Origin of the sequence: Pseudoselenomonas ruminis, assembly GCF_008271295.1 — a bacterium.
GTDB lineage: Bacteria > Bacillota > Negativicutes > Selenomonadales > Selenomonadaceae > Selenomonas_A > Selenomonas_A ruminis.
Genome location: NZ_VTOY01000001.1, coordinates 117144 through 142868, shown reverse-complemented (window position 1 = coordinate 142868; position 25725 = coordinate 117144). Strand labels below are relative to the sequence as shown.

Here is a 25725-nt window from a genome sequence, read left to right as displayed (position 1 = left end):
ATTATCGTATTATTTGCCTGTTTCCTTAAGTTCTTTTTCGGAAGCCACATCAGCGCCGCCTTCCGTCTCCTTTTGGGGCGCGTTCAGTTTTTTATCCGGGTAAATCTTTGTCCCCTTAATGGAAGCTTCCAATGCCAGCCCCTTTTTCGTAATCTGATAAACCCAAATGCCATCGCCCGCAATAGAAGCTCCATCCACCGAACCGCCTTTTTTCCCATCTTTAGCGGCAGCATCCGCCGAAGTAGCAAATTTCACCTTGCCAGAAACAAAGGATTTCCAGGCATCTTCCGTGCTTATGACGAAAATCAGATCGTATTCTTTTACGCCCAAGCCAAAACCGAGGCCCATTTCCTTCATGCGCATATAGACCTTTTCCTTCGTGACCTTGTTAATGGCCACACCTCTGCCATGAGCATCCCCGAGCCAGCCAAGTTTCATGCCCGTATTGCTCAACGTCGCGTATGCATAGCAATCCTGAATAACCTTTTCGGCGGCAGGAATCTTCGCATAAAGATTCGCCAGTGCTTTCGTGGAAAGTTCGTCAATTTCGGTCTGCGCCTTTGTGATTTTTGCCTGTTCCTTTGCCGTCTTGTCGGCATCAGCCGCCCAGGCAGCACTCGTCATCAGACATAACAGCATCATTACCATCAATACGATTGCCGGTTTTTTCATAACGATACGCCTCCTTAACTGTATCCATTTATCAATCCCCTGTTATAGGAAATATTTACATTTCCAAAAGCTTCAACAGGCATTTGACTTCGGTCAACTTATCTGTAATCGTTCCACAGTGAAACGCTTTCTCGGAAACAATGAGTGCCTGCGGAAATTCCTGCCAGTCAATGGCACCAATTCCTTTGATTTCATTGTTGAACAGTCGCATTTCCTCCCCATTTTTGAATTTACGGAACAGCGTTTGCAGCGTCTCGGCAATATCCGGATTCAGCACGTTGCCATATATCTGTACTGCCTCACTGTTTCCGAGGAAAGCCGCCGCCACATCCACCATACCGGAACCAAGATTTTCAATCAACGGTTTTACATCCCAATAAAGCAGATGAACTTTGTTCCCACTCGCCGCCAATGTCTGCGCATACTGATAGGTACCCAACGCATATAATTGCTCGACCATCTTAGCCTTGGCTTCCAGCGAGGAGTTTTCCTCTGTTTGAGCCTTGATGTAGTCTTTTACGGCCTGCGCGCCCGCTGGGTAGATTGGTTCGAGATATACCAGGATATTGTCTAGTTCTTCTTCTATAAATCCCTCGTATTTCTGCTCGCCCACAAAGGATTTGTATATCTGCATTTCATCATTGGCAATGCCAATGATAAATTCAATGCCGGAACCGATCCCCTGTTGATAGGCTGCATATACATCCGTGGGAATCAGCTTTCCATCGCGAGTTGGTGCCGACATATCCAGTGCCAGTTTCTGCGACACTTCTTTAAGCCGTTCCGTCTTCAGCCGCAATAGATCTTCCATAGTCGTTGCTGCAGTTTCCTGCAACAATCTTTGCGCCAGTTTTCTGGATTTTTCCGGCGTCCCATAAGCTGCCACAGGGGTCTCATGAAAGATGAACGCCTTTTTGAAAAGTCCCTTTGCCTGCTCGCAGGCAGCCAAAAGACCGATGGAAATCGTCCCCGATTCGAAGCCCATCACAGTAATCCGCGCAGGATCGCCCCCAAAGGCAGCAATATTCTCCTTGATCCAGCGAAGCGCCGCTATCTGATCCAGAAGACCAAGATTCAGCGCATCAGGATAGGCATTCCCGCCAGGAATCTCCGAAAAATCAATGAAACCGAAGACGCCGAGACGGTAATTGAAGGTGATACACACAGCATCTGGGTAAATCTTGTTGAAATGCGGAGCGTACAACAGCGGATCAGCAGAACCGCCATAGGAAAAATCACCATGATGAAAGATCACAATGACCGGCTTTTGGGCCTTCGTCTTCTTGGCAGGTATGCAAATATTAAGCGTCAGGCAATCCTCGCTTTGCCGGTGATGTTTCAGTAATGAGCCCTCATAATCCACTTGAATTGCCGATGCGCCCAGATATTTTGCCTCGAATACCTCATCGGATTCAGACAATGGCTCCGGGGCTTTCCAACGAAGCTTGCCGACTGGCGGTTTCGCATAAGGAATGCCACAGAAATATACGCTGTCTTTCCATTTCGTACCAACAAACCTGCCTGTTTTCGTCTTTACCGCCAGCGAGGCATCGTAATTACCCCGAATCGGCTGATTCTGCTGATTCACTTCATCGACAAAGCTTTTCTCCACCATGGCGTCAAAGATAAAGCCCTTATTCCCATCGCCGTACCGCTGGCGGATTTTACGGATGCGATAGTGGCGGATAACCTTGCTGAACACAAACACCAGCAGCGGAAGACCAATGACGTACAGATATTGTCCCTCCACATATTCGAGCACATCGATTCCCACCGCCACAGCAATCTCCTGGGCCACCAGAAAAGCGAAAATAAACGCGGTAAATACCAAAAACTTTAAGGCCGGCTTTTTCTGTACCGCTTTGCTATAAATAATCCGGCGTCCTAACGCTTCCAGCGCCATGCCGCCGATGAGGCAAATCACGACACACAACCACAGTTCATATTCCATGATTTTCGGGATTTCAAAGCAAAATCCATAGCCAAGCGCCGTGACGAGGGCAATCACAAAATCTTCCATCGTAAGTAATTTCTTCATACTTCCCCCTATTCACCAGCTATGTCATCGATTGTTCGGATATAGTATTTCCGTTATGGAGGTCGGCAGTTCAAAATGCTGATAGTCCTTGCGGTCTGACCAGTTCCCGCCCCATTCAAAGCCATATTGCGTAAACAATCGGTACGGAAGGGATTTTTTATCGATTTTATACGGGAAATTTTTCTTTCGCTTCAAGTATTTTTCGGCCGTGGCTGGTTCTAAAATCCGCTTGCCATCCACGTATTTGATATATGGATTAGTACCACTGTGACTGGGCGCGGCTTCGATGCGATTAGGAAAAGCAGGCAGATTTAAAGCAGCAAGGCCAACGCCCACTCCTTTCAAGAAATCACGGCGGGATAGTTTCTTCTTAAACATGACGTCCCCTTCCTTTCGCTTATTGAGCAAAAGCAGGGCCTATTCAGCCCTGCTTTTCCTACTACAATGTCGTGCAACAACGATTCATTTTTCTCAGTATATCATTTGCCAATATAATTTCTTGCTTTTTCCTTCATTTCCTGCTGCCGATAAAAATTTGACCGGTCAATTGACCGGTCAAATTCAATCCATATAAGGTGCTAAAAAGTCAAACACGGCTTGATAATATTCCTCCGGAGCCATATTTTTCGCATCGGCATGCCCGGCTCCTGTTACCACCAGTTTTTTCTTGGCGGGTGCCGCTGAGGCTTCGTACAGTTCCTCCATCATGCTGGCCGGTACCAATTTGTCCGCATCGCCATGAATAAACAGCATCGGCACCTCGGTGCGGGCAACGCTGCGCAACGGCGCCGCCTCCGAAATGGCCGCACCGTTTTTCATCCGGCTGACCACATCGACGCAATTCATCACGGGGAACTGCGGCAGGCCAAATAATTTTTTTAGCTGTACAGTAAACATATCGTAGGCACTCGTATAGCCGCAGTCCTCGATGGCAGCCACCACCTGCGGCGGATGTTTCGCCGTGGCCATCATCACCGTAGCCGCCCCCATAGAAATACCATGCAGCACAATTTGTGCCTTCTCGTCGCGCGTTGCGATTTCCCTGGCCCAGTGGACGACATCGTCGCTTTCCTTTACGCCCATGGTAAAGTATTTTCCTTCGCTTAGACCTGCCGCCCGCAAATCCGGCGTCACAACATGATAGCCGCGCTTTACGTATTCGGCCGCATAGTCCCAGACAAAGCTTTGATTGCGGCCGTAGCCATGTACCAGAATCACCCAGCGGCTGCCAGGCTTGGGCGGCGAAAAATGCGTAGCCGTAAGTTTCAGTCCATCCGCGGAAGGTATCGTCCAGGTTTCACTTGGCGCCGTGGGCTTAGCCGGTGCATCGAGCCCCGGTTCCACAATTTGAGCAGCCGCCTCGGGTATCGCCGTGGCATCGGCTGGATTTTTCCGGCACAGCGCATAGTCCACAAAACCGCTGCCGACTAAGTACCCGGCCCCGCCCAACAACACCAGCAATAAAAGTCCCGCGGCCAGCAGTTTCTTTCGAACCTGAGCCGCTTTCCTAAGCTTCATCATATCCCCCAATCTGCAGCCGTTGCCGGTGAGAGATTTTGCAGGGAGTCAATCACCACCACGCACTCCGGCCGCACCGTCTGCAATACCAAACGCATCTTGTCCTGCGGAATGGCCACGCAGCCACCCGTATAGGGCTTATTCGGTCCAATGCAGTGCAGGAAAATGGCTGAGCCCTTGCCAGCGATGCCCGCTTCGTTATAGCTGATATTGAGGCAATACACATAGTGAACCGTATAATCGATGATATGTTCACTGGCGGCTTTGTCAAGCCGCGGGTATTTCCGGATGTCTACCATCTCATTGTATTTCATGCCAGGACGCACATCCCCGGACCAGTACATATTTTTATCCACCTGGGTATAGGGCATGACACTGCCCGGGTCGGGGGCAATGCCAAAGGCTTTCGTAAAATGGAATGTTCCCACCGGCGTCTTGGCATCGCCTTCCTGGGTTTTGCCAAGCCCCTTTTTGCCGATAAAGCCCGGAGTGGTCATAACCTGCTGCCACGTTCCGTTGGCATCCTTTTCATGAAGCGAAACCCAGGCCGTAGTCTTGCCGACGCCAGCCACCACGAACAGTTGGCTGGCCTGTTTGGCCGCAGGGAGGTTCTTCACCCATTCCGGCGACGCCGAACTTGCCTCAAGCCGTCCGGCAAATACACTTCCCACCGAAAAGACCACCGCCAGACAAACAGCCGCCATCCATAAAGTTTTCCTGATCCTATTCATCCTTTTCTCTTCCTTTCTCAACCAATCGTTTTACCTCGGCTCAAAATTTCCAGACATTAAGCCCTGTCTCAGCACTCTTTTCCCGGTCTATCTTCCCCGGCAGTTTCGTGATTACGATTTCGGCCGTCGCACTTACGACCGCCTCATTGAGATGGCCGCCATAGGCATGGCCCTGCTCATCGCCAATGACGATATGCAGGTGGCTGTATGGCGCTTCGTTCATCGTATCGAGCGTTCCCGTAAGCGACAGCATTTCAAAAACACCTTCCACGGTGTTGGCTTTGTACTGCTGTGTCGTGACATTATACACACCCATGACGACGCGCTTCACAGCGCCAAGTCCCTGCACCTTGGCAAGCTCAATATGTTCCTCACTTGCCACCTGCATAAGCGCCGCACAAATCTCATCATCCGGGTCCAACCGCACCAATATATTCGTGTCATCCAAAAGTTTGCGCTCCATTTTTTCTGCTCCTTTCCCGCTAATCCTTCTACCACCTCATAGATTCGCCACGAGCAAAAGCAGTTCCTCCCTTAACTGCCAACGGATTATCTTGCCAGCTGCCCGCCATGAATCCCCTCTAACTCCAACAAATATTTTTTGCGCCACAAGCCGCCCGCATAACCAGTAAGACTGCCATCACTTCCCACCACGCGATGACAGGGCACAATGATGGCAATGGGATTATGTCCCACCGCACCGCCTACGGCCTGTGCCGACATGCGTCTTTTTCCTAAAATATCGGCAACATCTGCCGCAATCTTCCCATAACTCACCGTCATTCCATAGGGAATCCGGCGCATAATATCCCAGACTGCCCGCCTAAAAGGAGTCCCCTCCAGACTAAGTGGCGGCAAAAAATCCGGACGCCCTCCTTGAAAATAGCTGTCAAGCCATTGCCGCACCGTGGCAAAGACAGGCAAAGACGCATCAAGTTTTTCCGCCTGCTCCCCGAGCGGTCTTTCAGGCACAACCTCCACAAAATCAAGCGCCATCAAATTTTTTCCATCACTAACCATATACATTTCACCTAGCGGTGAATGATAAACAGCACGATATATCATATGTTCACTACCTTTTTCTTTTTATTATATCACGCGCTTTTTTCTCCGTACCGTTGGCAAAATCAAACCAATGACGGTATAATGACATTATGTGAAATGACAACCGAGGTGACATCCTATGACAAAAGAAACGCCGCTTGACCTGCTTCGCGCCAAGGGCTATAAGATAACACCACAGCGCCGGGCCGTCCTTCAGGCCTTTGCCAGCTGTCCGCCGTTTCCCACCGCCCAGCAGCTTTGCGAAGAAGTCCGCAAACAGCAGCCCGACGTATCGCTCGACACGATTTACCGCAACCTCTCTCTGCTGACAGAACTTGACATCGTGCACGAGATCTTCCGCAGCTCCGGCAACGTCTACGAGCTTGCCGACGCTACACATCACCATCATCATCTGGTCTGCACCGAATGCGGCCACACCGAATGCATCGACGTCTGTCCGATGACCGATGCCTACGAGCAGGAGGCAGCCAAAAAAGGTTTTGCCATCACAGGCCATATCTTCGAGTTCTACGGCCTCTGTCAAAAATGCCAGCAAAAACTTCATAAAAAATGACCGGTCAATGACAAGAGCAATGATAAAAATTATCAAACGACTCTTGTCTTTTTTATTTCTCGTGTTATAATCGTAAATAGTAATATTACTATTTACTTATTTCCTTAGGAGGTCCTGAATTTGAAATGCAAAACTTCATTGCTCTGCCTGCTCGCCGCCTTTTGCCTGATGCTTACCGGCTGTGGCGCGGGGAGCAATCAATCGTCGTCATCCGCCACGGGCAAAGACGGCACGTTCCATATTGTCACTACGTTTTATCCTATGTACATCGACGCCATCAACATCACCAAGGGCATTGACGGCGTCACGGTCACGAATATGACTAAGCCGCAGACCGGCTGCCTGCATGACTATCAGCTGACGACTGAGGACATGAAGACGCTTGAAAAGGCCGATGCCCTCATCGCCAACGGAGCCGGCATGGAAAACTTCCTCGACAAAGTCATCAAGGAACAGAAGAATCTCAAAGTCATTGACGCATCGAAGGGAATCGAGCTGTTAAAAGACGGCGATGAAGAAAACCCGCACGTCTGGCTCAGCATTACCGCGAACATCGAACAGGTCAAAAACATTGCCGAGCAGCTAAAAGCCGCTGACCCTAAGCATGCCGACGCCTATCAGGCCAATGCCGATGCCTATATCCAAAAGCTCGAAGCACTCAAAAAAGAAATGCACGCAAGCCTCGACAACGTCCCGCATAAAGATATCGTGACGTTCCATGAGGCCTTCCCGTACTTTGCCAAGGAATTTGGCCTGCATATCCTCGCGGTCATCGAACGCGAACCGGGCACCGAGCCGACGCCCAGCGAGCTGCAGGAAGTCATCGGGCAGGTCAAACCGCTTACTGCCAAAGTCCTGTTCACCGAGCCGCAGTACTCGCCCAGCGCCGCCCAGACCATCGCCCGCGAAACCGGCGCCAGGATTTACACCCTTGACCCTGTCGTAACCGGCGAAGCCAACGAATCGGCCATGGACGCCTACCTCACGACGATGCGCAAGAACATGAACACTTTAAAAGAAGCCCTGCAGTAATCACTGGGCAAAAATAAATGACCGGTCAAATTGACAACAGGAACTGTCAACTTGACCGGTCATTTTTAACGTATTTTCTTTGTCACATAAGCCCCCAAATAGAGCATACCCGCTAGTTCCGCCATGGCTTTGCCGAGCCGTGTCCAGTCGAATGGCTGCGGCGTATGCTGACGCCTGCCCGCAGGATTTGCCGGACGGGCACTCACCGTAAACGGCGCCGAAATCCACTTGGCAAACCCCGAATCCACAAAACCATAACCGCCAAGGCATAACATGCCAGCCAGGGCCACCGTGGCAATTCCCTTCGGCACGCGTCGAAAGACGCCCGCAACCTGCAAAATGTTTTGCTTCAGATACTGCCAGTGGAAGCCAATGTGGGCGGCCACCAGCAGCAGGGATAACGCACCGAGGAATTTATGATACGGCTTTAGCACGTGAAGCGCGATGCCCAACTGTTTGGCCGCCAGGATTCCCGTAACCAACAAGGCCGCCCAAACGAAAAGCAGTACGATATTTAGCCAGTCGAGAGCTTTTTTCTGCTTGCCAGCCAGGCGATGCAGCCACTGGCGATTGAGCCAGATGTGCCAAAACGTCAAGCCAACGAAAACCAAACCGCCCCAGACATGATAGTCTGCCGAAATAACATGCCGCTTGAAGATTGTCGTAATCATGACAAACAGCACGACATCCAGGAAAAACCTTTTTTTGTTCCCCAATCTCCCCACCTCCCAAAACAGCTAAGCCAATCTTCTTCACACCCCATCGTCACTGCCAGGTCGCCCAAAAGCATTTGTAAGGACCATCGTAAATAGTCGTAACCGAACCATCCTGCGTATTGAGCACCCGATAATAAATATGGTCGTCATCTGTCGAAGCGCCCTTGCTTATGGAAATTGCCTCTGCATACAACACATACTTGCCATCCGGCGAAGTCGTGAAGCAGGTAATCCAGGCAGCGTCTCCTTCTTTTTCCTTTACGAGTTCATAGGCCTCATCTGACTGGTCAAGTTCATGCCGGTCAAGCGAAACGCCCGGATACTCGACCTCCTGCAGCCCCCAAAACGTTCGCTTATACGCCTTGTGTTTGTACGTATTGATAAAGGTGATGCCTTCATAATTATCGATATTCCGATACGCCTGGGAAAAATCGGCATTCCCCAAAATGAACAACAGAAAATACATAACCGATACGAGCAGGACGGCCCCTGCGCTCCCACCGACTAACAGTAAAAAACGCTGTAACCACTTCATCGCCATTTCAGACTCCTCATACATCCATCAATATTACACGGATTATGATACATGCTGTTCCTTATAATTCGATAAAATCCTGCCGTTGTACCGATATTCTCATGTACTTTTTACTTCGCCATAATCCACGAAAATCCTGTTCACAGATAAATTGAAGAAACCACTCCATCCATGCTACAATTTAGACGATATACTGTTACGATTCAGAAAGGCCGATACTTATGCGTAAAAAAAATCTGCTTATCCTCTTGCTCACGCTGTTCTGCTTCCTGCCTGCGTCCGTGCAGGCGGCAGCTGCCAAAAGTTATCCGTTAAAGCAAGTGCTGATACTCAGCCGTCATAACATCCGTGCCCCGCTGGCCGGACGCGACTCCGCCCTGGCTAAGCTCACGCCGCATACCTGGTTTAACTGGCAGTGCAAGCCTGGGGAACTTTCGCCGCGCGGCGGCGAGCTCGAAGTGCTGATGGGGCAGTATTTCCGGCAATGGTTAGAGCGCGAACAGCTGCTTGCGCCCAATGCCCAGCCAGCACCGCAAGCGGTGCGCTTCTACACCAACTCCTTTCAGCGCACCATTGCAACGGCTCATTATTTTTCTGCCGGTCTGCTGCCCGTGGGCAACGTGACCATTGAACACCATCAGGCGCTAAACGAAGCCGACCCGATATTTCTGCCCGACCTCCCCGACAGTGAACCATTCCGCCAGCAGGTGCGTCAGGAATTTCAAACGGCTGGCCTCGAAAAAAAATTGCAGGAACGCGGTCTGCGTTCCTGCAAAGTACTAACGAAACTATTGGATTTTGACCGGTCAACCTACGCGGCTAAGCACGGCCCGATTCCGTTCACGGGTGCCATCACCCCGCTAAAAGACGGCGGCATTGGCCTTACCACACCATGGAGCGCGCTTGTACCAGCCAGCGACGCCATAACACTGCAATACTACGAAGAAGAAAACGACTTACGCGCCGCCTTTGGCCACCAGCTGACGGAACAGGAATGGAAAGACGCCGCCGCCCTAAAGGAACTTGGCATCAATTCGCTGTTCGGGACGCCGACGGCCGCCAAAGCGCTGGCCGCGCCACTGCTCACGGTTATGGAGCAAGAGCTTACCAATGGCCAGCGGAAAATCACTTTCCTTGGCGGCCACGATGTCAATCTGGCCGAAGTCCTGCCCGCACTGGACGTCGAGGCGTATAAACTTCCCCATAGCATCGAGGAAAAAACACCAATCGGCGCCAAGCTCGTCATCGAAAAACGGCAGGGAGCAGACGGCGAGGAATACGCCTCCCTCTCCCTTGTCTATGCGAATACCTCACAGCTTCGTCACCGCACCCCGCTGAGCCTCAATGCGCCCCCCGAGCGGGTTCCGCTGCGCCTCAAAGGCCTTGCGGCCAATGCCGACGGCCTCTACCGCTTCAGCGACCTGCAACAGCGCATCAAAAGCGCCATTGCGGACGGAACGCATTGGAACTAACGAAATATCTGCGCCTAAAGCAGCAGGGATTTATTGCAGGCTGAGCTTTGCCTGCAATTCTTCCTGCTGCTTTGGTTTATGTTCGCAAAGCAGTACGTTGAGCACGATGGCCATGATGCTGCCAATCGTGATGCCGCTATTGCCGATGAGCTGTACCCACTGCGGGAAATGGCTGTAGAACGACGGCACACCGATAGGGATAAGCGCGACCGCCACGCTGATGGCAACGACCATCGAGTTGCCTTTCTTCTGCAAATCGGCCTGCGAGAGCGCCTGCATACCGCTTGACGCGACCATGCCGAACATGGCAAGACCGGCACCGCCGAGTACCATCGTCGGAATGCAGGCAACGACAGCCGCAAGTTTTGGAAAGAGTCCGAGAACCATCAGCAATACGCCGCTCGTCGCTACGATATAGCGGCTGCGGATACCCGTCATGCTGATAAGGCCGATATTCTGCGCAAAGGCCGTATACGGGAACGTGTTGAACACACCGCCGAGCGCCGTCGAGAAGCCATCGGCGCGCAGGGCTTTCGTGAGCATTTCCTCCGTCATCGGCTTTTTGACAATCGAGCTTACGGCCATGACATCGCCCGTGGTTTCCGCCATCGTCACGAGCATGACGAGCGTCATGATAAGGCACGATACCGGCTCAAAGACCGGCAGTCCGAAGGCAAACGGCGTCGTGACCCCAAGCACAGCAGCCTCGCCGACGGCATGAAAATCCACCATGCCGAAAGCTGCCGCAATGGCCGTGCCAAACACGAGGCCCAGCAAGACAGAAATGTGGCCGAGGAACCCCTTGCAAGTGCGGTAGATGAACAGGATGATGGCGAGCACCACCAGCGACAAGGCGATGTTTGACGGACTGCAATAATCCGCCGCAGCCGGATTCGGCCCCGTAATCCAGTTGACTGCTACCGGCAGCAGCGACAAACCGATAATCGTGATGACCGAGCCCGTGACAACCGGCGGGAAGAACCGCAGCATCTTGCTGAAGTAATTGCTGATGATAAAGCAGGCAATGCCGGCAAAGATAGCCGAACCATAGACGACCTGCAGGCCAGCTGCCCCGCCGCCATGGGTATTGGCGATGATAATCATCGGCGTGACCGCCGTAAACGTACAGCCCTGGACAATCGGCAGTTTCGAACCGATGAAGTTTTTGATGCTAAGCGCCTGCACGAGCGTGGCAATGCCGCAGGTGAAGAGGTCGGCATTGATGAGGTAGATGAGCTGCTCGGTCGAAAGTCCGATAGCGCCAGCGAGTACGAGCGGTACGGCCACCGCCCCGGCATACATCGCGAGCACATGCTGGGCCGCATAGATAAGCGTGCGCCCCCAGGGCAGTTTCTGGTCAACAGGATGAATCGCGTTTGTCACAATTAGTCCTCCAATCTTACTTTTCCGTAAACGTAATCTTGCCACCCACCAGCGAGGCGATGCTCGCCAGCGTTTCCAAGTGATAGCCCTTGTCAACGATGCGCTGATGGCCCGGCTGGAAGGCCTTCTCGATGGCAATGCCGATGCCGGCGACCTTCGAGCCTGCTTCCTCAACAATGCGGGCCATACCGAGGGCCGCTTCACCATTTGCGAGGAAGTCATCGATAATCAGCACGTTTTCGCCAGCCGGCAGATACTTCTGCAGGACGATGATTTCCGATGTTTCTTTTTTGGTAAAGGAAAATACCTCATGCGAATACACCGGCTCGTTAATCAGCACCGATTTCTTCTTGCGGGCAAAGACCAGCGGCACGTTAAGTTCCAAGGCCGCCATAACGCCGATGGCGATGCCCGAAGCCTCCACGGTCAGCACGCGGTCGATGTCTGCCTCGCGGAACAGGCGGGCAAACTCCCTGCCCATCGCCAGCGACAGTTCTGGATCAATCTGATGATTCAAAAACGAATCGACCTTGAGCACATTGCCCGGCAGGGCAATGCCCTCTTCCTGTATCTTCTTCTCCAACAGCTCCAAAATAATCGCTCCTCCATCCTACGAAAAAAGCCGACAGCCCGAGCCCATAAAAAGGTGCCCAGACGGTCGGCTTTTTCCCGAACTGCACGGCCTGTGGTCAATTCCACGAATCCGTCAGCCATGCAGCTCGTTGCTATTGAAATTATAGTTTTATTATAAGGAGTTCTGCTGGCAGCGTCAAGAAAAATGTCCGCATTCCACGGATTTTTTTTGATAACCTCCACATAAGAAAAACGCGTGCGAAGCGCACGCGTCGTTATTCTGGCAAACAGATTATTTATTTGCTTCGAGAACATTCCAAGCTTCGTTGGCACGGGCAACGTAGAGGTCACGGATGTTCTTGTTCTCACCAAGGCCGTGAACATAAGCATCAACCTTATAGCCTGCTTTTTCAAGGATGGATTTATGCGAATCTTCCTCGCTGCCAGCCATATCGTTGTTGGCATGGTCGCCAGCAACCATCATCATCGGCATCAGCGTAACGTGTTTGATGCCATTTTTCTTGAGTTTCGGCATAACCGTCTCAAGGTTTGGCCAGCCCTCAACCGTGTAGACATAGACATTCTTATAGCCCATCTCGTCGAGTTTTGCCTGGATAACGGAATAGTAAGCATTCGAAATGTTCGGCGTACCATGAGCCATAATCAGGATGGCATCTTTCTTGCCCTGTTTCGGGAACTGCGAGGACATAGCCTTGATGGTATCCGCAACATCATCGGCCTGCTCCTCCTGGCCCTGCCAGTACATCAGCGGCGTAGCCAGCGTCATTTTCTTAAACTGGTTCTTGTAGTTATGATAGACGCCCATGTCGTAATTGTACTCCATGCCCGGAATGACATCGAGCGATACGAGAGCGGCACGGGTATAACCGTCAGCCTTGAGCTGCTCAAGCGCCTCTTCCGGCGTCGGGAATTTAATGCCTTCGTTTTTCTGGACGCGGTTGATGATGATATGGGACGTATAAGCCGTTACGACTTTCGTATTCGGATGAGCGGCTTTGATGGCGTCAACCGTAGCATCGATGGTCTTTGCGCGCGTATCTTTAAACGTCGTGCCAAACGTCATGACAACGATAGCATCTTTATCGGCAAGGTTCTTGAGTTCTGGATTTTCATTTTTGAGCACACCGATTTCCGAAGCAGTCTTAAGCGCCATCGTCGGTTTCTTGACCTCCGGATTCAGCTGATAGGCAGCCTCCGTCTGCGGAGCAGCCAAGCCCCAAACAGCCGAGCAGGCCAGCGATACCGCTAATGCTTTTTTCCAGTTTTTCATATTGAAATCCCCCTATATTGGATATATTAAAAGAGGTCTTTGGCACGCCCAAAGACCTCTTTTTTCCGCAATCAGATACTTAGAAGTCTCCTCCCCATCGCTCGCAGGTAATTTGACTCGTCAAATGTCAATGTCAATTGTCAAATGTCAATTGACAAGTCAAAACGGTGACTTTCGGACAGGCAGTTCTTCTGGCTCGGTTCATCGCTTGCCTGCGCCTTCCCAGATTTTCTCCAGTGGCTTTTTGCAGGTTTACTCCCCTCACAGCGGCGGGACCGCGCCGGCTTTTACCGGCTTTTCTCTTCGGCCATTATAACGCCATTCTTATCCCTCGTTATATGGCACCTGTTCCCTGTTATGAAATTATTGCTGTGATTTATCTCACAATTGACATTATATTACGATAAAAAATCACTGTCAATGATATTAATCATCAAACCCAAAGAGATGGCGCAGGAAGTTCTTCTTGTTGGCTGCGTACAGTTCACGGGAATAATTGATATTCTGCGAGCTGTAAAGCGGATTGACGATATTCTTGCGCGGGAGCCATTCCTCGGAGAACAGCGGCTTGGTGAAGACGATTTCCGCCAGCGACTGACGGATTTTGGCAATTTGCTTGGAGTCAATATCCGGGACGATGGCCTTCGTCAGCAGCCGCCCGACTTCCACCATCTCCTCTTCCTTGATGCCGCGGGTCGTCGGAATCAACGAAGAAAGCCGCAGAGCCGGAATCGTCTTGTTGTCGTCAAACGTCATGATGTTGTCGCATTTGACGATAAAGCCGGCCTGCTTGACCTGGGCCAGGAACGCACCGCGGTCCTTATAATGCACTTCGGGGGCTATGTATTGGCTGTTGGTCCCATGATAGACAATATTGAGTCCATTTTCTTTGAGGGAATTCATCAAGGCATTGGCATTGTCGAGACACTGCTGGCAATAGTTGCCAAATTCCTTCGTCTCCGCCTCCCGGAACGCAATGCAAAGCGCCGCCAGGATATTTTCCTGCAAATAAACATGCCCCGTGTTAATGGCAATTTCATTCAACCGATCGACATTTTCACTATTGGTCAGGATAACGGCACTCTGCGGCCCCCGCAGCGTATCATGCGTATAAAACGTTACGACATCCGCATGGGGCACCGGCGAATGCATGAGTTTGGCCGCTACCATACCCACGACGGCACTCATATCGACCCAGAGCACCGCGCCGACGCCATGGGCGATCTGCGCCAGTTTCCGGTAATTGACATCCTTCGGATAATTTATCGGCGAGAAAATTATCATCTTCGGCCGGCATTCCTGCGCCAGCGCCTCGATATGACGGTAATCAAGATGCTGGGTTTCCGGCTCGATGCTGTACTTTACGAAATTATACTTCATGTCCTTCGTGTAGCAGTACTCCTGCTTGCGCAGGTTAAACGACATAATCGTATCGCCCGTATTGACAAAGCTGTGAAAGACAATCTGCGAAGCTGCCACGAGATTGCTGATGCGCACGATGGCCGCCTCACTGCCAAACAGCTTTTTGGCGCGCTCAATGGCCAGCGTCTCCAGCCGGCTGCAGGTCAGCACATCGTGATAATCCATATAGGTATTGCTCAAAAGACTGCCCTTGAGGTACGAGCAAAACGGCGAAGCGTAATTTTCATTAGGGAGCAGTGACAGCGTATAGCGCTGCGTCTTTAATTCCATCTGTATGAAGTCAAACAGTTCGGGGTCAAACGCCTCAATGCCCCGAATGATTTTTTCGCGTTCCATAGATATTCCTCCTCGAATCAGGCTAAAATTCCGCTATACTCATCCCGGGAAGAACGGCCAGAATATCGGAATGACCACCACGCATACCAGCAGGGCCACGATGACCATTGGGATACCGACTTTGACATAGTCGATGAACCGGAATTTACCAGGGCCAAGTACCAGCGTATTCGGCGGCGTTGCCACTGGCGTCGTAAATGCACACGAGGCCGCAATGCCGATGGTCATCAGAACCGGATACGGCGATGCCCCAATCGACTGCGCAATCGAAATGCCAATCGGTGCTAAGAGCGCCGCCGACGCGGTATTGCTCATAAACTGCGTGAGTCCGCAGGACAGGATGAACATCGCCACGACGATAATCATCGGCGACGGCTCTGAACCAATGAGGCCAATCACGAAATCGGCAATCATCTTGCCCGCGCCGCTCTTGTCCATCGCACTGGCCAGCGGCAGCATACCGGCGAACAGAAAAATCGTAACCCAGTCAATCCCCTGATAGGCTTGCTTTTCTGTCACGCACCCCGTGAGCACGCAGGCCAGTGCACCGATAATCGCCGACGTCTGCATCGGCACGCCGATGTCCTTCTCGAGAACCATCGCCACGACTACGCAGACCAGGATAATCGCACAAATCAGCATCTTGCGCGGATTCTCCGGCTCCGCGGACTCCTGATCGAACAAGTTGTTGTCGGCATAATTATGCGGGCATAACCGCCGCCCGGCCGTCATCATATACAAGACGCCCGCCACGGACAGCGGAATACCGATAAGCGCAAATTCAAAAAAGCCAAACGGACTGTACCCAGATGTCTCGAGCGTCGCACTCATGAGGATGTTCGGCGGCGTACCGATAAGCGTCAGCGTACCACCGACGTTTGCCGCCAGGGCCATGCCCATGAGCTGGGACGACACGGGGATATGAGCCGCAATACAGATCTGTACGACCACCGGCATCAGGCAGGCGACCGTCGCCGTATTCGACGAAACGCCCGAAAGCACGATAGTGATGACCATCAGGGCCAGCATGAGTTTCTTCTCATCGGTGCCCGCCTTCTTTACGACAGTGACGCCGATTTTCTGCGCCAGCCCCGTCTGAAACATCGCCGCACCGATGACGAACATGCCCGCAAATAAAACGACCGTTGAATTGGAAAGACCCGAATAGACCTGTGCCGGCGTCAAAACGCCAAACAGGCCCAGCAAAATCGCCGCTCCCATGGCCGTAACAGCCAAAGGAATAAGTTCCGTAGCAAAGAAGAACCCCGCTACGCAAAGCACACATAAGGTAATTACAGCAGAATCCATACATTTCACTCCTCACCTATTCAATTGTCGCTATGTCGTCTTGGAGTCAGTACTCATAGCATTTTTCTGTTACTTTTTCCATTCTATACGCGAACTTATCATTCCTCTTACTTTTTAGTTATCGAAAAGGCGGATTTGAGGAATTGTTACTGGCCCAGCCCGCCATAGAAAAAGGCCATTGACTCCTAATCAGTCAATGACCTTTTCGTTATTTTATCAGCGTTTGTAGCCTTGATATTCCTTTACACGCAGGATTTCTTCTGCCCTCGCTGCCATTTCCTTCGTCGGCTCTGGCACATCAACCAGCGGGTAGTCAATCCCGAGCTCTTCGTATTTATGGACAGCCAGCCGATGATATGGCAGTACCTCAAAGCGCTGGACATTGCCAAGTCCCGCGACGAAAGCAGACAATTGGGCCAGGCTTTCCTCGTCATCGGTGATTCCCGGCACAAGTACATGGCGAATCCAGACCGGCTTATGGATTTCAGCCAGATATTTCGCAAAATCAAGAATCTGCGTATTATCTTGACCGGTCAAATCCCGATGTTTTGACATGTCAATATGCTTGATATCCAAAAGCACAGTATCCGTAACCGCCAGCAGTGCCGTCAGCCGCGAAAACACCGGCTCCTCGCGCGAAAAGACTGCGCCAGAAGTGTCGATGCAGGTCGAAATCCCCTGCTCCTTGGCCAGCGTAAACAATGCCGTGACAAACTCGGCCTGCAGAAGCGGCTCGCCGCCCGACACCGTGATGCCGCCGCCATTTTTCCAGTAGGACTTATAGCGCATGGCCTTGCGCAGGGCCTCATCTGCCGTCATTTCCATGCCGCCTGTCCCCGGCCAGGTTTCGGGATTGTGGCAATACTGGCAGCGCAGCGAACAGCCCTGCAAGAAGAAGATATAGCGAAGCCCCGGCCCGTCAACCGAGCCGAAACTTTCAACGGCGTTGACACGGCCCTTACATGTGCGCATGGAACGTTCTCGCGATAACGTCGAGCTGCTGCTCGCGCGTCAGGTTGATGAATTTGACCGCATAGCCCGAGACGCGAATCGTGAAGTTTGCGTACTCTTCCTTCTCCGGATGCTCCATGGCATCGAGGAGTTTCTCACGGCCAAAGACATTGACGTTCAAATGATGCGCCCCCTGGTCAAAATAACCATCGAGCACGTTGACGAGCTGCGCGGAACGCTCCTCGTCATTATGACCAAGGGCTTCCGGCGTCATACTCTGCGTATTGGAGATGCCGTCAAGGGCCCACTCATACGGCAGTTTTGCTACCGAATTGAGCGAAGCCAACAGGCCATTCTGCTCGGCACCATAGCTCGGGTTTGCGCCCGGCGAAAGCGGCACCCACGCCTCGCGGCCGTCCGGCATAGCCCCCGTGTACTTGCCATAGACGACATTTGACGTAATCGTAAGGATGGACGTCGTCGGCTCCGAGTTGCGATACGTGTGACGCGACTTAATCTTGTCGAGGAACGACTTCAAGAGCCACTTGGCAATTTCATCGGCACGCTCATCGTCGTTGCCGTAGCGCGGGAAATCCCCCGTCGTCTCGTAATCGGTTACGATGCCATTTTCATTGCGGATAGCCTTAACCTTGGCGTATTTGATAGCCGACAGCGAATCGACGACATGGGAGAAACCCGCAATGCCCGTCGCAAACGTGCGGCGCACATCGGTGTCGATAAGCGCCATCTCAGCAGCCTCATAGTAATATTTATCGTGCATATACTGGATGAGGTTCAGCGTATTGACATAGAGACCAGCGAGCCAGTCCATCATGCGGTCGAATTTCTGCAGCACATCGTCATAATCGAGGATGTCGCCCGTTACGCCGCGGTACTCTGGTCCAATCTGCTCACCGGATTTCTCATCCACGCCGCCGTTGATGGCATAAAGCAAGCACTTGGCAAGGTTTGCCCGCGCACCGAAGAACTGCATTTCCTTGCCCGTCTGCGTAGCCGATACACAGCAGCAAATCGAGTAATCATCGCCCCACTCGACCTTCATGACATCGTCATTTTCATACTGGATCGAGCTCGTCGTCACCGAAATCTTAGCCGCATAGCGCTTGAAGTTTTCCGGCAGCGCCGACGAATAGAGCACCGTAAGATTCGGCTCCGGTGCGGGGCCCATGTTCTCAAGCGTATGCAGGAAACGATAGTCGTTCTTCGTAACGAGGCTGCGGCCATCCATGCCGATACCAGCAACTTCGAGCGTTGCCCAGACCGGGTCGCCCGAGAACAGCTCGTTATACGACGTGATGCGCGCAAACTTAACCATACGGAACTTCATGACGAGATGGTCGATAAGCTCCTGCGCCTCCGATTCCGTCAGCGTGCCGTTCTGGAGGTCGCGCTCGATGTAGATATCGAGGAACGTCGAGATACGGCCAACGCTCATGGCGGCGCCGTTCTGCGTCTTGATGGCAGCCAGATAGCCGAAATAGAGCCACTGTACGGCCTCACGCGCATCTTTTGCCGGCTGGGAAATATCAAAGCCATAGATAGCCGCCATTTCCTTCATGCCCTGCAGAGCGCGAATCTGCTCCGTAAGCTCCTCGCGCTGGCGGATGACATCGTCAGTCATAACGCCATCGATACCGACATTGGCCTTATCCGCTTCCTTGAACGCAATCAGCTGATCGATACCATAGAGGGCCACGCGGCGATAGTCGCCGACAATGCGGCCGCGGCCATAGGTATCCGGCAGGCCTGTAATGATATGGCTGTGGCGCGCGCGGCGGATTTCCGGCGTATAAGCATCAAATACCGCCTGATTATGCGTCTTATGATATTTCGTAAAGATTTCATGGAGCTTCGCACTCGGCTCATAGCCGTAGTTCTGGCAAGCCTGCTCAGCCATCTTAATGCCGCCATACGGCATAAAGGCACGCTTTAAGGGCTTATCTGTCTGAAGACCAACGACCGTCTCCAGCTCTTTCATGGATTCATCGATATAGCCTGCCCCATGGGAAGTCAGGCTGGATACGATATCCACATCCATATCCAAAACGCCGCCCTTTTGACGTTCTTCCTTCTGCAGTTCCTGCAGTCTTCCCCACAGTTTATTCGTAGCATCCGTCGGAGCAGCCAGGAAGGACTCGTCGCCTTCATACGGCTGATAATTTTTCTGTATAAAGTCGCGGACATTGATTTCCTCGCGCCAAAGCCCTCCGGTAAAACCATTCCACTGTTCGTGATTCAACATTATTGTGCCTCCTTGATGGATTTTTTCCTGCACTGTTTTTATTACCTAATCATAATACCTCATATTCGAAATAAATACAAATATGAATCCTTAACTTCTTTATAACCGATAACTATGAAATCGCCATGAATCAGCCGGAACGCAGGCAATAAAAAAATCCGCTCTTTACAGTGCAACTATTCAGAATATATGGTATACTTTAGGTAGAAACCAATCATGCCGGCTGTCCCGTCCAACAACCCGAACGCCAACCACGGTTTGACGGTCCTGCAGCCGGCCCCTTACGAAAGCCAAAGGCTCCGCAATCAATCTTTTCAGAATTGATTGCGGAGCCTCTTTTTTTATTCCCCTTCAAACAACGCCTTGGCAAAATCATCGGCATTGAACGGACGCAGGTCTTCGACGCCTTCGCCGACGCCAATCCATTTGACTGGCATGGAAAGCTGGTTTTTGATGCCGATAACCACGCCGCCCTTGGCCGTGCCATCGAGCTTCGTCAAGACAACCCCCGAAATCGGTGCGGCCTTGGTGAAGAGCTCGGCCTGGCTGATGGCGTTCTGTCCCGTCGTCGCATCGAGCACGAGCAGTGTCTCATGCGGTGCGCCCGGAATCTCACGGCCGATGACGCGGTTGATTTTCTCAAGCTCCTGCATGAGGTTCGACTTCGTCTGCAAACGGCCAGCCGTATCGATAATCAGCATGTCGATACCGCGGGCTTTGGCTGCCTTTACGGCGTCAAAGGCCACAGCGGCCGGGTCGGAGCCTTCCTCGTGCTTGATTACCGGAACGCCGGTGCGCTGTCCCCAGACTTCGAGCTGGTCAATGGCAGCAGCACGGAACGTATCGGCAGCGGCCAGCATGACCGACTTGCCCTGTTCCTTGTAGTAGGCGCTGAGCTTGCCAATCGTCGTCGTCTTGCCGGCGCCATTGACACCGATGACGAGCAGGACCGTCGGGCCTTCTGCCGCCTTGCGCGTCGTATCCTCGCCGCGATTGAGAATATCGACAATCGTCTTTTGCAGGAAGGGTTTCAAATCCTCCGGCGTATTGATTTCCTTTTTCTTGATGCCCTTGCGGACTGCCGTCATAAGCGCATCGGTAGTCTGTACCCCGACGTCAGCCATAATCAGCGTCTCTTCGAGTTCTTCGAGGAAATCTTCATCGATATCGGCATAGCCGATGACCAGCTTTTCAATCTTATTCGTGAGGTTTTCACGCGTCTTGTTCAAACCTTTTTTCAGTTTATCAAAAAATCCCATGGACTGCCTCCGTTTATTCTATATCATCCAATTTGACGGAAAGTATCTTGGATACGCCCGCATCTTCAATCGTGACGCCATACATGGTGTCAACGGATTCCATCGTGCCCTTACGATGCGTTACAACGATGAACTGCGTATTTTCGGCAAATTCCCGCAGGAAAGAACCGAAACGGACGACGTTGGCTTCATCGAGCGGCGCATCGATTTCGTCGAGTACCGAGAACGGCGATGGACGGTAGCGCAGGAACGAGAACAGCAGCGCAATAACCGTAAGGGCGCGCTCGCCGCCCGACAGTGCCGAAAGGTTCTGCCGCTTTTTCTGGGGCAGCGTTACGAGAATATCGACACCGGTGTTTAGCACATCGTGTTCATCCAAGAGCTTTAACTCGGCCTTGCCGCCGCCAAAGAGGCGCACGAAGATATCGGCAAAATAAACCTGAATCTGCGCAAACGCCTCTTTGAACTGTTTCGTCATCGCTTCATCCATATCGGCGATGATGTGTTCGAGGTTTTCCTTGGCTTCGATAAGGTCTTTTGCCTGCCCCTGCATGAAGTCATGCCGTTTTTGCTGTTCCTCGTATTCTTCCAGCGCATTGGGGTTGACCGGCCCGAGCTCTTTTATCTTGCGCTCGAGTTCTTTCATGCGATGATGAACTGCCGGCGGCTCCATATCCAGGGCCTCTTCGGCAGCGCGCTCCGGCGTCAGGCCGTATTCAGAAAGAATCGTCTCCTGCCATTCCTCCAAGGCCAGCTGAAGTTTTGTCTCGATGATTTCGAGCTTGTGAACGTGTTCCTGCGCCTGATTGAGCTTCCGGGCCGCTTCGTGGGCGTCTTTATCCGCCTGCTGGCTTTCCGTGAGTTTCGTCATGCGCTGGGCATAGATTTTATCGTGGGCCGCCTGTCCCTCGGCAAAGAGATTTTGCCAGTTCGCATTCTGGCCGCGGATGACTTCGAGACGGCTGACACTTTCCTCCAGGCCTGCCACCAGCTGTTTTTCCTCGGCCTCGTTATCGCGCAGGGACTGCTCACTGCGTTCCTTGTCGCGGGTTCTTAAGAGCAGGTGCTCGCGCGAACGCAGGGCTTCCTGCTCGAGAACGGCGCGATTGACTTCGCGCTTCTGGATGTACTCGGACAAATCGTCCGCATCCTGCTCGAGGTCCTCAAGCTCAATGGCCGCGTCTTCGGCGGCGTGCTCGGCTTCCTCGAACTCACGCTGCGCCGCAGCCACAGCTCTTGCGGCCAGCGTGCGCTTTTCCTGAATCTTGGCAAAGGTTGCCTTGATTTTCTCAGCGGCCTCTTCGAGTTCTTTGACGGTCAATTTTTGACTTGTCAAATTCTCAGCCAGACGCTCCCGGCTCACGCGAAGCTCGGCGCGATGGACGTTGGCCTCATGGAGGGCCTCCATCGCTTCATTCTGGCGCTGTCCGGCGTCGGCCTGCGCCTGCTGCGCCGCTTGACGCTCGGCCACGAGCGTTTCGAGCAGTTTTTGCCCACGGGTGAGCTTTTCTTTTAATTCTTCAATCTCACCGCTGCGGTTCAGGAAGCTTGACTCCTGATGCTGGCGGCTGCCGCCCGAAAGCGATCCACCCGGATTCAAAAGTTCGCCTTCCTTCGTGACGATGCGTAGTTTGTAGTTGTGTTTTTTCGCCAGTTTCAGGCCATTGTCGAGCGTATCGACAACGAGCGTCCGCGACAACAGGAAATCCACAATCTTGCGGAACTTTTCCTCCGTTTTTACGAGCTCGCTGGCCCAGCCAATTACGCCCTCATCGGCCGAGAACGCAATATCTTTCGGCGGGCGCGATACAATCGTGGACAGCGGCAAAAACGTCACGCGTCCCTGCCGTTCCCGTTTCAAATACGCGATGGCGGCTTTGGCCGTATCGGTATCTTCGGTGACGATATTCTGGAGATTGCCGCCGAGCGCAATCTCCAGTGCCGTCACATAATCCCGCGGAACATCGATGAGCTCCGCTACAGCACCGGCTACGCCACGGCGCCAGTTCTCCCGGCTTTTGAGCACCGCCTTGGCCGCTTTGCCAAAGCCTTCATAATCCTGCTGCATGCGCGAGAGGAATTGAATCTTGCTTTCAGCCGATTTTACCTGCTGGCTGGTCTCATTGTAGCGCTGCTGGCAATCGGCCATCTTCTGCGCCGCTTCGCGCTGGGCCGTCTGGGCCTGCTGCTGCTCGGCGACCCGCGCCTTTATCGCCTCGTCCTGCTGGCTGATTTCTCCGGCGAGTTTCTCCTGCAAACCTTCGAGCCGCTCAAGTTCCTGACGGGCCTCCAACAGACTTGCCTCACGGGCTTCCTGATCGCCGCTGCCGTTTTCGATATCGCGCTCGATAAGTGCGAGTTCCTGCTGCTTCTGCGTGAGGGCAGCCTGCGCCTTTTCCCGCTTTTCGGACGCGCTCTTATCGACTTCTTTCTGCTCGCGGATGCGGTCGGCGATGCACTTTGCCTTTTCCTTTTCCTGGCTCAGCAAGCTGTCAGCCAGTGCCAAATCCTTTTTCTGCTGGGCTTCCTTTTCGGAAAGCTGTGCCATATCGGCCACAGCCTGCGCCACCTCATGATTGAGTTCCTGGCGGCGGGCAAGGATACGCGCTTTGGCCGCATCGCTTTGCTCCTGACGCTCCTGCAACTGTGCCATCTCGGTCGATGCCGCTTCGATTTTCTGGCGGATGGCCTCGTTTTTCTCGGCCTGCTCTTTAAGCTGCTGCTCAAAGTCAATGATTTCCTTGCCGAGCTGTTCTTTCTTAGCGGCGACTGCCTTGACCCTCGTCTCAGCAGCTACGGCCCCATCGCGGGCCTCGGCCAGTTTGCCATCGTTATCCGTTTTGCGCTGGCTTTCCCGGACGTAATCCTGCGCCAGTTTCGTCAGCTTGCATTTCCGGTATTCCCCATCGAGTTCGTTGAACACGCGGGTTTTCTCAGCATGACGCGCGAGCGGCTCCAACTGGTTTTCGATTTCATTTATGATATCCTGTACGCGAATCAGGTTGTTTTCGGTATCCGTGAGCTTGCGCACCGATTCCCGCTTGCGGTTGCGGTACTTCGTAATGCCCGCAGTCTCCTCAAAAAACGCCCGGCGCTCCTCAGGACGGCTGTTTAAGATATCATCGATGCGGTTCTGCCCGATGATGCTCATGCCGTCATGGCCAATACCCGTATCGGCAAAAAGATTGTAGATATCCTTCAACCGGCAGCGGGAACGATTGATATAGAACTCACTCTCACCGCTGCGGTAAAGCCGGCGCGTGACGACAACTTCCCGGAAATCCACGGGCAGCGTGCCATCGTTGGCAAAAAATAAGGATACCTCAGCCACGCCGAGTGCCTTGCGCGATGCCGAACCCGTGAAGATGATATCCTCCGCCTTCGTACCACGCAGATTGCGGACATTCTGCTCGCCGAGAACCCAGCGAATTGCATCGGTGATATTGCTCTTGCCCGAACCATTCGGCCCAACGATGGCCGTGATGCCCTTATCAAAATCTATCGTTATCTTATCCGCAAAGGATTTAAATCCGTATGCCTCAAGACGTTTTAACTGCACAATCTAACCTGCCTCTTCAACAATGCCGGAAATGCTGCTGGAAATCCGGCGTCTCCGTATATTCCTTCATAAACTGCATGAACCGCGTATCGGCCCGCGATAAATTCTTGTTCTCTCCCCAGAACAGCGACGCCTGAACGCCCATGGACGGCGATAACGGCCGGCGCACAAAGATGTTTTCCATCTGGGTTACGAAATTGGGCAGCACCGAAATCCCGCTGCCATTTGCCACCAGCTGTTTGATGGTCTTAAGCTGTGACGTGCACAGGACAATGTCCGGCACATAGCCGTACTCCCCACAGTGGTCCATAATCTGGCGGTACTGATAGGTATTGGGCTGCTGCATGATAAATTTCTCATGGCGAAGCTCGTCAAACGATACCGACGGCTCGTCTGCCAGTGGATGTTCCGGTGGCAGGCAGAGCACCATGGTATCCTGCATAAGCGGCATGGTGTGCTCCGGATGCTCCTCGTCACTGCCCATGACAATGCCAAAATCCAATTCCCCATTTTCCGCGCGCTGGCGCACTTCATCCGAATCGCTAAATTCCTGCACGTCGAGCATGACATCCGGCACCTCCTCCTTGAACTTCATAAAAAAGTCCGGAAACAGATACCCTTCCACCATCGGCGGCATCCCGAAGTGGATGATATCCTGCCGGTCCGAACGATACCGCATCATATCTTTCTTCGCAAAGGCGGCATCCTGCATAATCCGCTGCGCATGAAGCAGAAACACCTTCCCCTGCTCGGTGAGACTGACATGCTTCTGGCTGCGATTGATGAGCATTACCCCAAGTTCCGCCTCTAATGCTTTGATGGCTTTGGTGACTGACGGCTGCGACACATGCAGTGCCTCCGCTGTCCGCGTAAAGTTCTCCAATTCACTGATGGTACAAAAATACTCTAATTGCCGAAACTCCATCAATAGACCCCCATACACGCTACCCCTGGCTTGCAATAGCTTCATTCAGTTTATTTCCGTTGTGCCAAGAATCTTATCTCTATTCTCTATCAGATTCTCATTTGATGCACAATTCAAGATAAT

The 25725-nt window shown here is 52.5% G+C and carries 22 protein-coding genes and 2 riboswitches; of the genes, 3 read left to right on the top strand and 19 right to left on the bottom strand.

Features of this window, described 5'->3' with window-relative positions; genetic code table 11:
• Nucleotides 1-9: 9 nt before the first annotated feature.
• The 7 genes from FZ040_RS00655 to FZ040_RS00625 form a co-directional block, all read right to left on the bottom strand.
• Entirely contained in the window at nucleotides 10-672 is a 663-nt protein-coding gene (locus FZ040_RS00655) for a lipid-binding SYLF domain-containing protein (protein ID WP_149170223.1), read from the bottom strand.
• A 55-nt stretch (nucleotides 673-727) separates the two neighbouring features.
• A complete protein-coding gene (locus tag FZ040_RS00650; RefSeq protein WP_149170222.1) occupies nucleotides 728-2710 on the bottom strand; it encodes a carboxylesterase family protein in 1983 nt (660 codons plus the stop codon).
• 24 nt (nucleotides 2711-2734) lie between these two features.
• Complete coding sequence (locus tag FZ040_RS00645; protein WP_149170741.1) at nucleotides 2735-3088, bottom strand: M15 family metallopeptidase; 354 nt, start codon at nucleotides 3086-3088, stop codon at nucleotides 2735-2737.
• Nucleotides 3089-3271: 183 nt separating this feature from the next.
• Nucleotides 3272-4231 carry an alpha/beta hydrolase gene (locus FZ040_RS00640; RefSeq protein ID WP_255448684.1) on the bottom strand — a complete coding sequence of 320 codons (960 nt, stop codon included), beginning with the start codon at nucleotides 4229-4231 and terminating at the stop codon, nucleotides 3272-3274.
• Entirely contained in the window at nucleotides 4228-4959 is a 732-nt protein-coding gene (locus FZ040_RS00635) for a L,D-transpeptidase family protein (RefSeq protein ID WP_149170221.1), read from the bottom strand. The genes FZ040_RS00640 and FZ040_RS00635 overlap by 4 nt, the downstream gene beginning before the upstream one ends.
• A 40-nt stretch (nucleotides 4960-4999) precedes the next feature.
• On the bottom strand, nucleotides 5000-5422 hold the full coding sequence (locus FZ040_RS00630) for a PPC domain-containing DNA-binding protein (RefSeq protein WP_149170220.1): 423 nt from the start codon (nucleotides 5420-5422) through the stop codon (nucleotides 5000-5002).
• 86 nt (nucleotides 5423-5508) lie between these two features.
• Nucleotides 5509-6024 (bottom strand): methylated-DNA--[protein]-cysteine S-methyltransferase, encoded by a 516-nt coding sequence (locus FZ040_RS00625; RefSeq protein WP_149170219.1) that lies wholly within the window; start codon nucleotides 6022-6024, stop codon nucleotides 5509-5511.
• 118 nt (nucleotides 6025-6142) lie between these two features.
• On the opposite strand from FZ040_RS00625, the gene FZ040_RS00620 reads away from it, so the two are divergent.
• A complete protein-coding gene (locus FZ040_RS00620) occupies nucleotides 6143-6577 on the top strand; it encodes a Fur family transcriptional regulator (protein WP_149170218.1) in 435 nt (144 codons plus the stop codon).
• A gap of 168 nt (nucleotides 6578-6745) precedes the next feature.
• On the top strand, nucleotides 6746-7609 hold the full coding sequence (locus tag FZ040_RS00615; protein WP_149170739.1) for a metal ABC transporter substrate-binding protein: 864 nt from the start codon (nucleotides 6746-6748) through the stop codon (nucleotides 7607-7609).
• Between the two features lie 65 nt (nucleotides 7610-7674).
• On the opposite strand, the gene FZ040_RS14165 is transcribed toward FZ040_RS00615, so the two are convergent.
• Nucleotides 7675-8325, bottom strand: a complete 651-nt coding sequence (locus FZ040_RS14165) for a DUF4405 domain-containing protein (RefSeq protein WP_149170217.1) — start codon at nucleotides 8323-8325, stop codon at nucleotides 7675-7677.
• A 49-nt stretch (nucleotides 8326-8374) separates the two neighbouring features.
• Nucleotides 8375-8860, bottom strand: coding sequence for a hypothetical protein (locus FZ040_RS00605; protein WP_149170216.1), 486 nt, complete (start codon nucleotides 8858-8860; stop codon nucleotides 8375-8377).
• Nucleotides 8861-9081: 221 nt separating this feature from the next.
• Between FZ040_RS00605 and FZ040_RS00600 the strand changes: the two genes are divergently transcribed.
• Nucleotides 9082-10332, top strand: a complete 1251-nt coding sequence (locus FZ040_RS00600; protein WP_149170215.1) for a histidine-type phosphatase — start codon at nucleotides 9082-9084, stop codon at nucleotides 10330-10332.
• A gap of 30 nt (nucleotides 10333-10362) precedes the next feature.
• Here the strand turns inward: FZ040_RS00600 and FZ040_RS00595 are convergent, their stop codons facing one another.
• From FZ040_RS00595 to FZ040_RS00550, 10 genes are all read right to left on the bottom strand, one after another.
• Nucleotides 10363-11715 carry a nucleobase:cation symporter-2 family protein gene (locus FZ040_RS00595; protein WP_149170214.1) on the bottom strand — a complete coding sequence of 451 codons (1353 nt, stop codon included), beginning with the start codon at nucleotides 11713-11715 and terminating at the stop codon, nucleotides 10363-10365.
• Nucleotides 11716-11731: 16 nt separating this feature from the next.
• On the bottom strand, nucleotides 11732-12307 hold the full coding sequence (locus FZ040_RS00590) for a xanthine phosphoribosyltransferase (protein ID WP_149170213.1): 576 nt from the start codon (nucleotides 12305-12307) through the stop codon (nucleotides 11732-11734).
• 49 nt (nucleotides 12308-12356) lie between these two features.
• Nucleotides 12357-12439: riboswitch (ZMP/ZTP riboswitch) on the bottom strand.
• Between the two features lie 141 nt (nucleotides 12440-12580).
• The gene (locus FZ040_RS00585; protein WP_149170212.1) at nucleotides 12581-13579 is read right to left on the bottom strand and encodes a sirohydrochlorin cobaltochelatase; all 999 of its coding nucleotides are present in this window, start codon (nucleotides 13577-13579) and stop codon (nucleotides 12581-12583) included.
• 164 nt (nucleotides 13580-13743) lie between these two features.
• Nucleotides 13744-13943, bottom strand: a riboswitch (cobalamin riboswitch).
• A 62-nt stretch (nucleotides 13944-14005) separates the two neighbouring features.
• Complete coding sequence (locus FZ040_RS00580) at nucleotides 14006-15337, bottom strand: PLP-dependent aminotransferase family protein (protein WP_149170211.1); 1332 nt, start codon at nucleotides 15335-15337, stop codon at nucleotides 14006-14008.
• A 39-nt stretch (nucleotides 15338-15376) separates the two neighbouring features.
• The gene (locus FZ040_RS00575; protein ID WP_149170210.1) at nucleotides 15377-16645 is read right to left on the bottom strand and encodes an SLC13 family permease; all 1269 of its coding nucleotides are present in this window, start codon (nucleotides 16643-16645) and stop codon (nucleotides 15377-15379) included.
• A gap of 216 nt (nucleotides 16646-16861) precedes the next feature.
• Entirely contained in the window at nucleotides 16862-17617 is a 756-nt protein-coding gene (gene pflA / locus FZ040_RS00570; RefSeq protein ID WP_149170209.1) for a pyruvate formate-lyase-activating protein, read from the bottom strand.
• A complete protein-coding gene (gene pflB, locus FZ040_RS00565; protein ID WP_149170208.1) occupies nucleotides 17604-19859 on the bottom strand; it encodes a formate C-acetyltransferase in 2256 nt (751 codons plus the stop codon). The genes pflA and pflB overlap by 14 nt, the downstream gene beginning before the upstream one ends.
• 341 nt (nucleotides 19860-20200) lie before the next feature.
• Nucleotides 20201-21118, bottom strand: coding sequence for a signal recognition particle-docking protein FtsY (ftsY, locus tag FZ040_RS00560; protein ID WP_149170207.1), 918 nt, complete (start codon nucleotides 21116-21118; stop codon nucleotides 20201-20203).
• A gap of 13 nt (nucleotides 21119-21131) precedes the next feature.
• The gene (smc, locus tag FZ040_RS00555; protein ID WP_149170206.1) at nucleotides 21132-24677 is read right to left on the bottom strand and encodes a chromosome segregation protein SMC; all 3546 of its coding nucleotides are present in this window, start codon (nucleotides 24675-24677) and stop codon (nucleotides 21132-21134) included.
• 16 nt (nucleotides 24678-24693) lie between these two features.
• Complete coding sequence (locus FZ040_RS00550) at nucleotides 24694-25602, bottom strand: LysR family transcriptional regulator (protein WP_149170205.1); 909 nt, start codon at nucleotides 25600-25602, stop codon at nucleotides 24694-24696.
• Nucleotides 25603-25725: the final 123 nt, after the last annotated feature.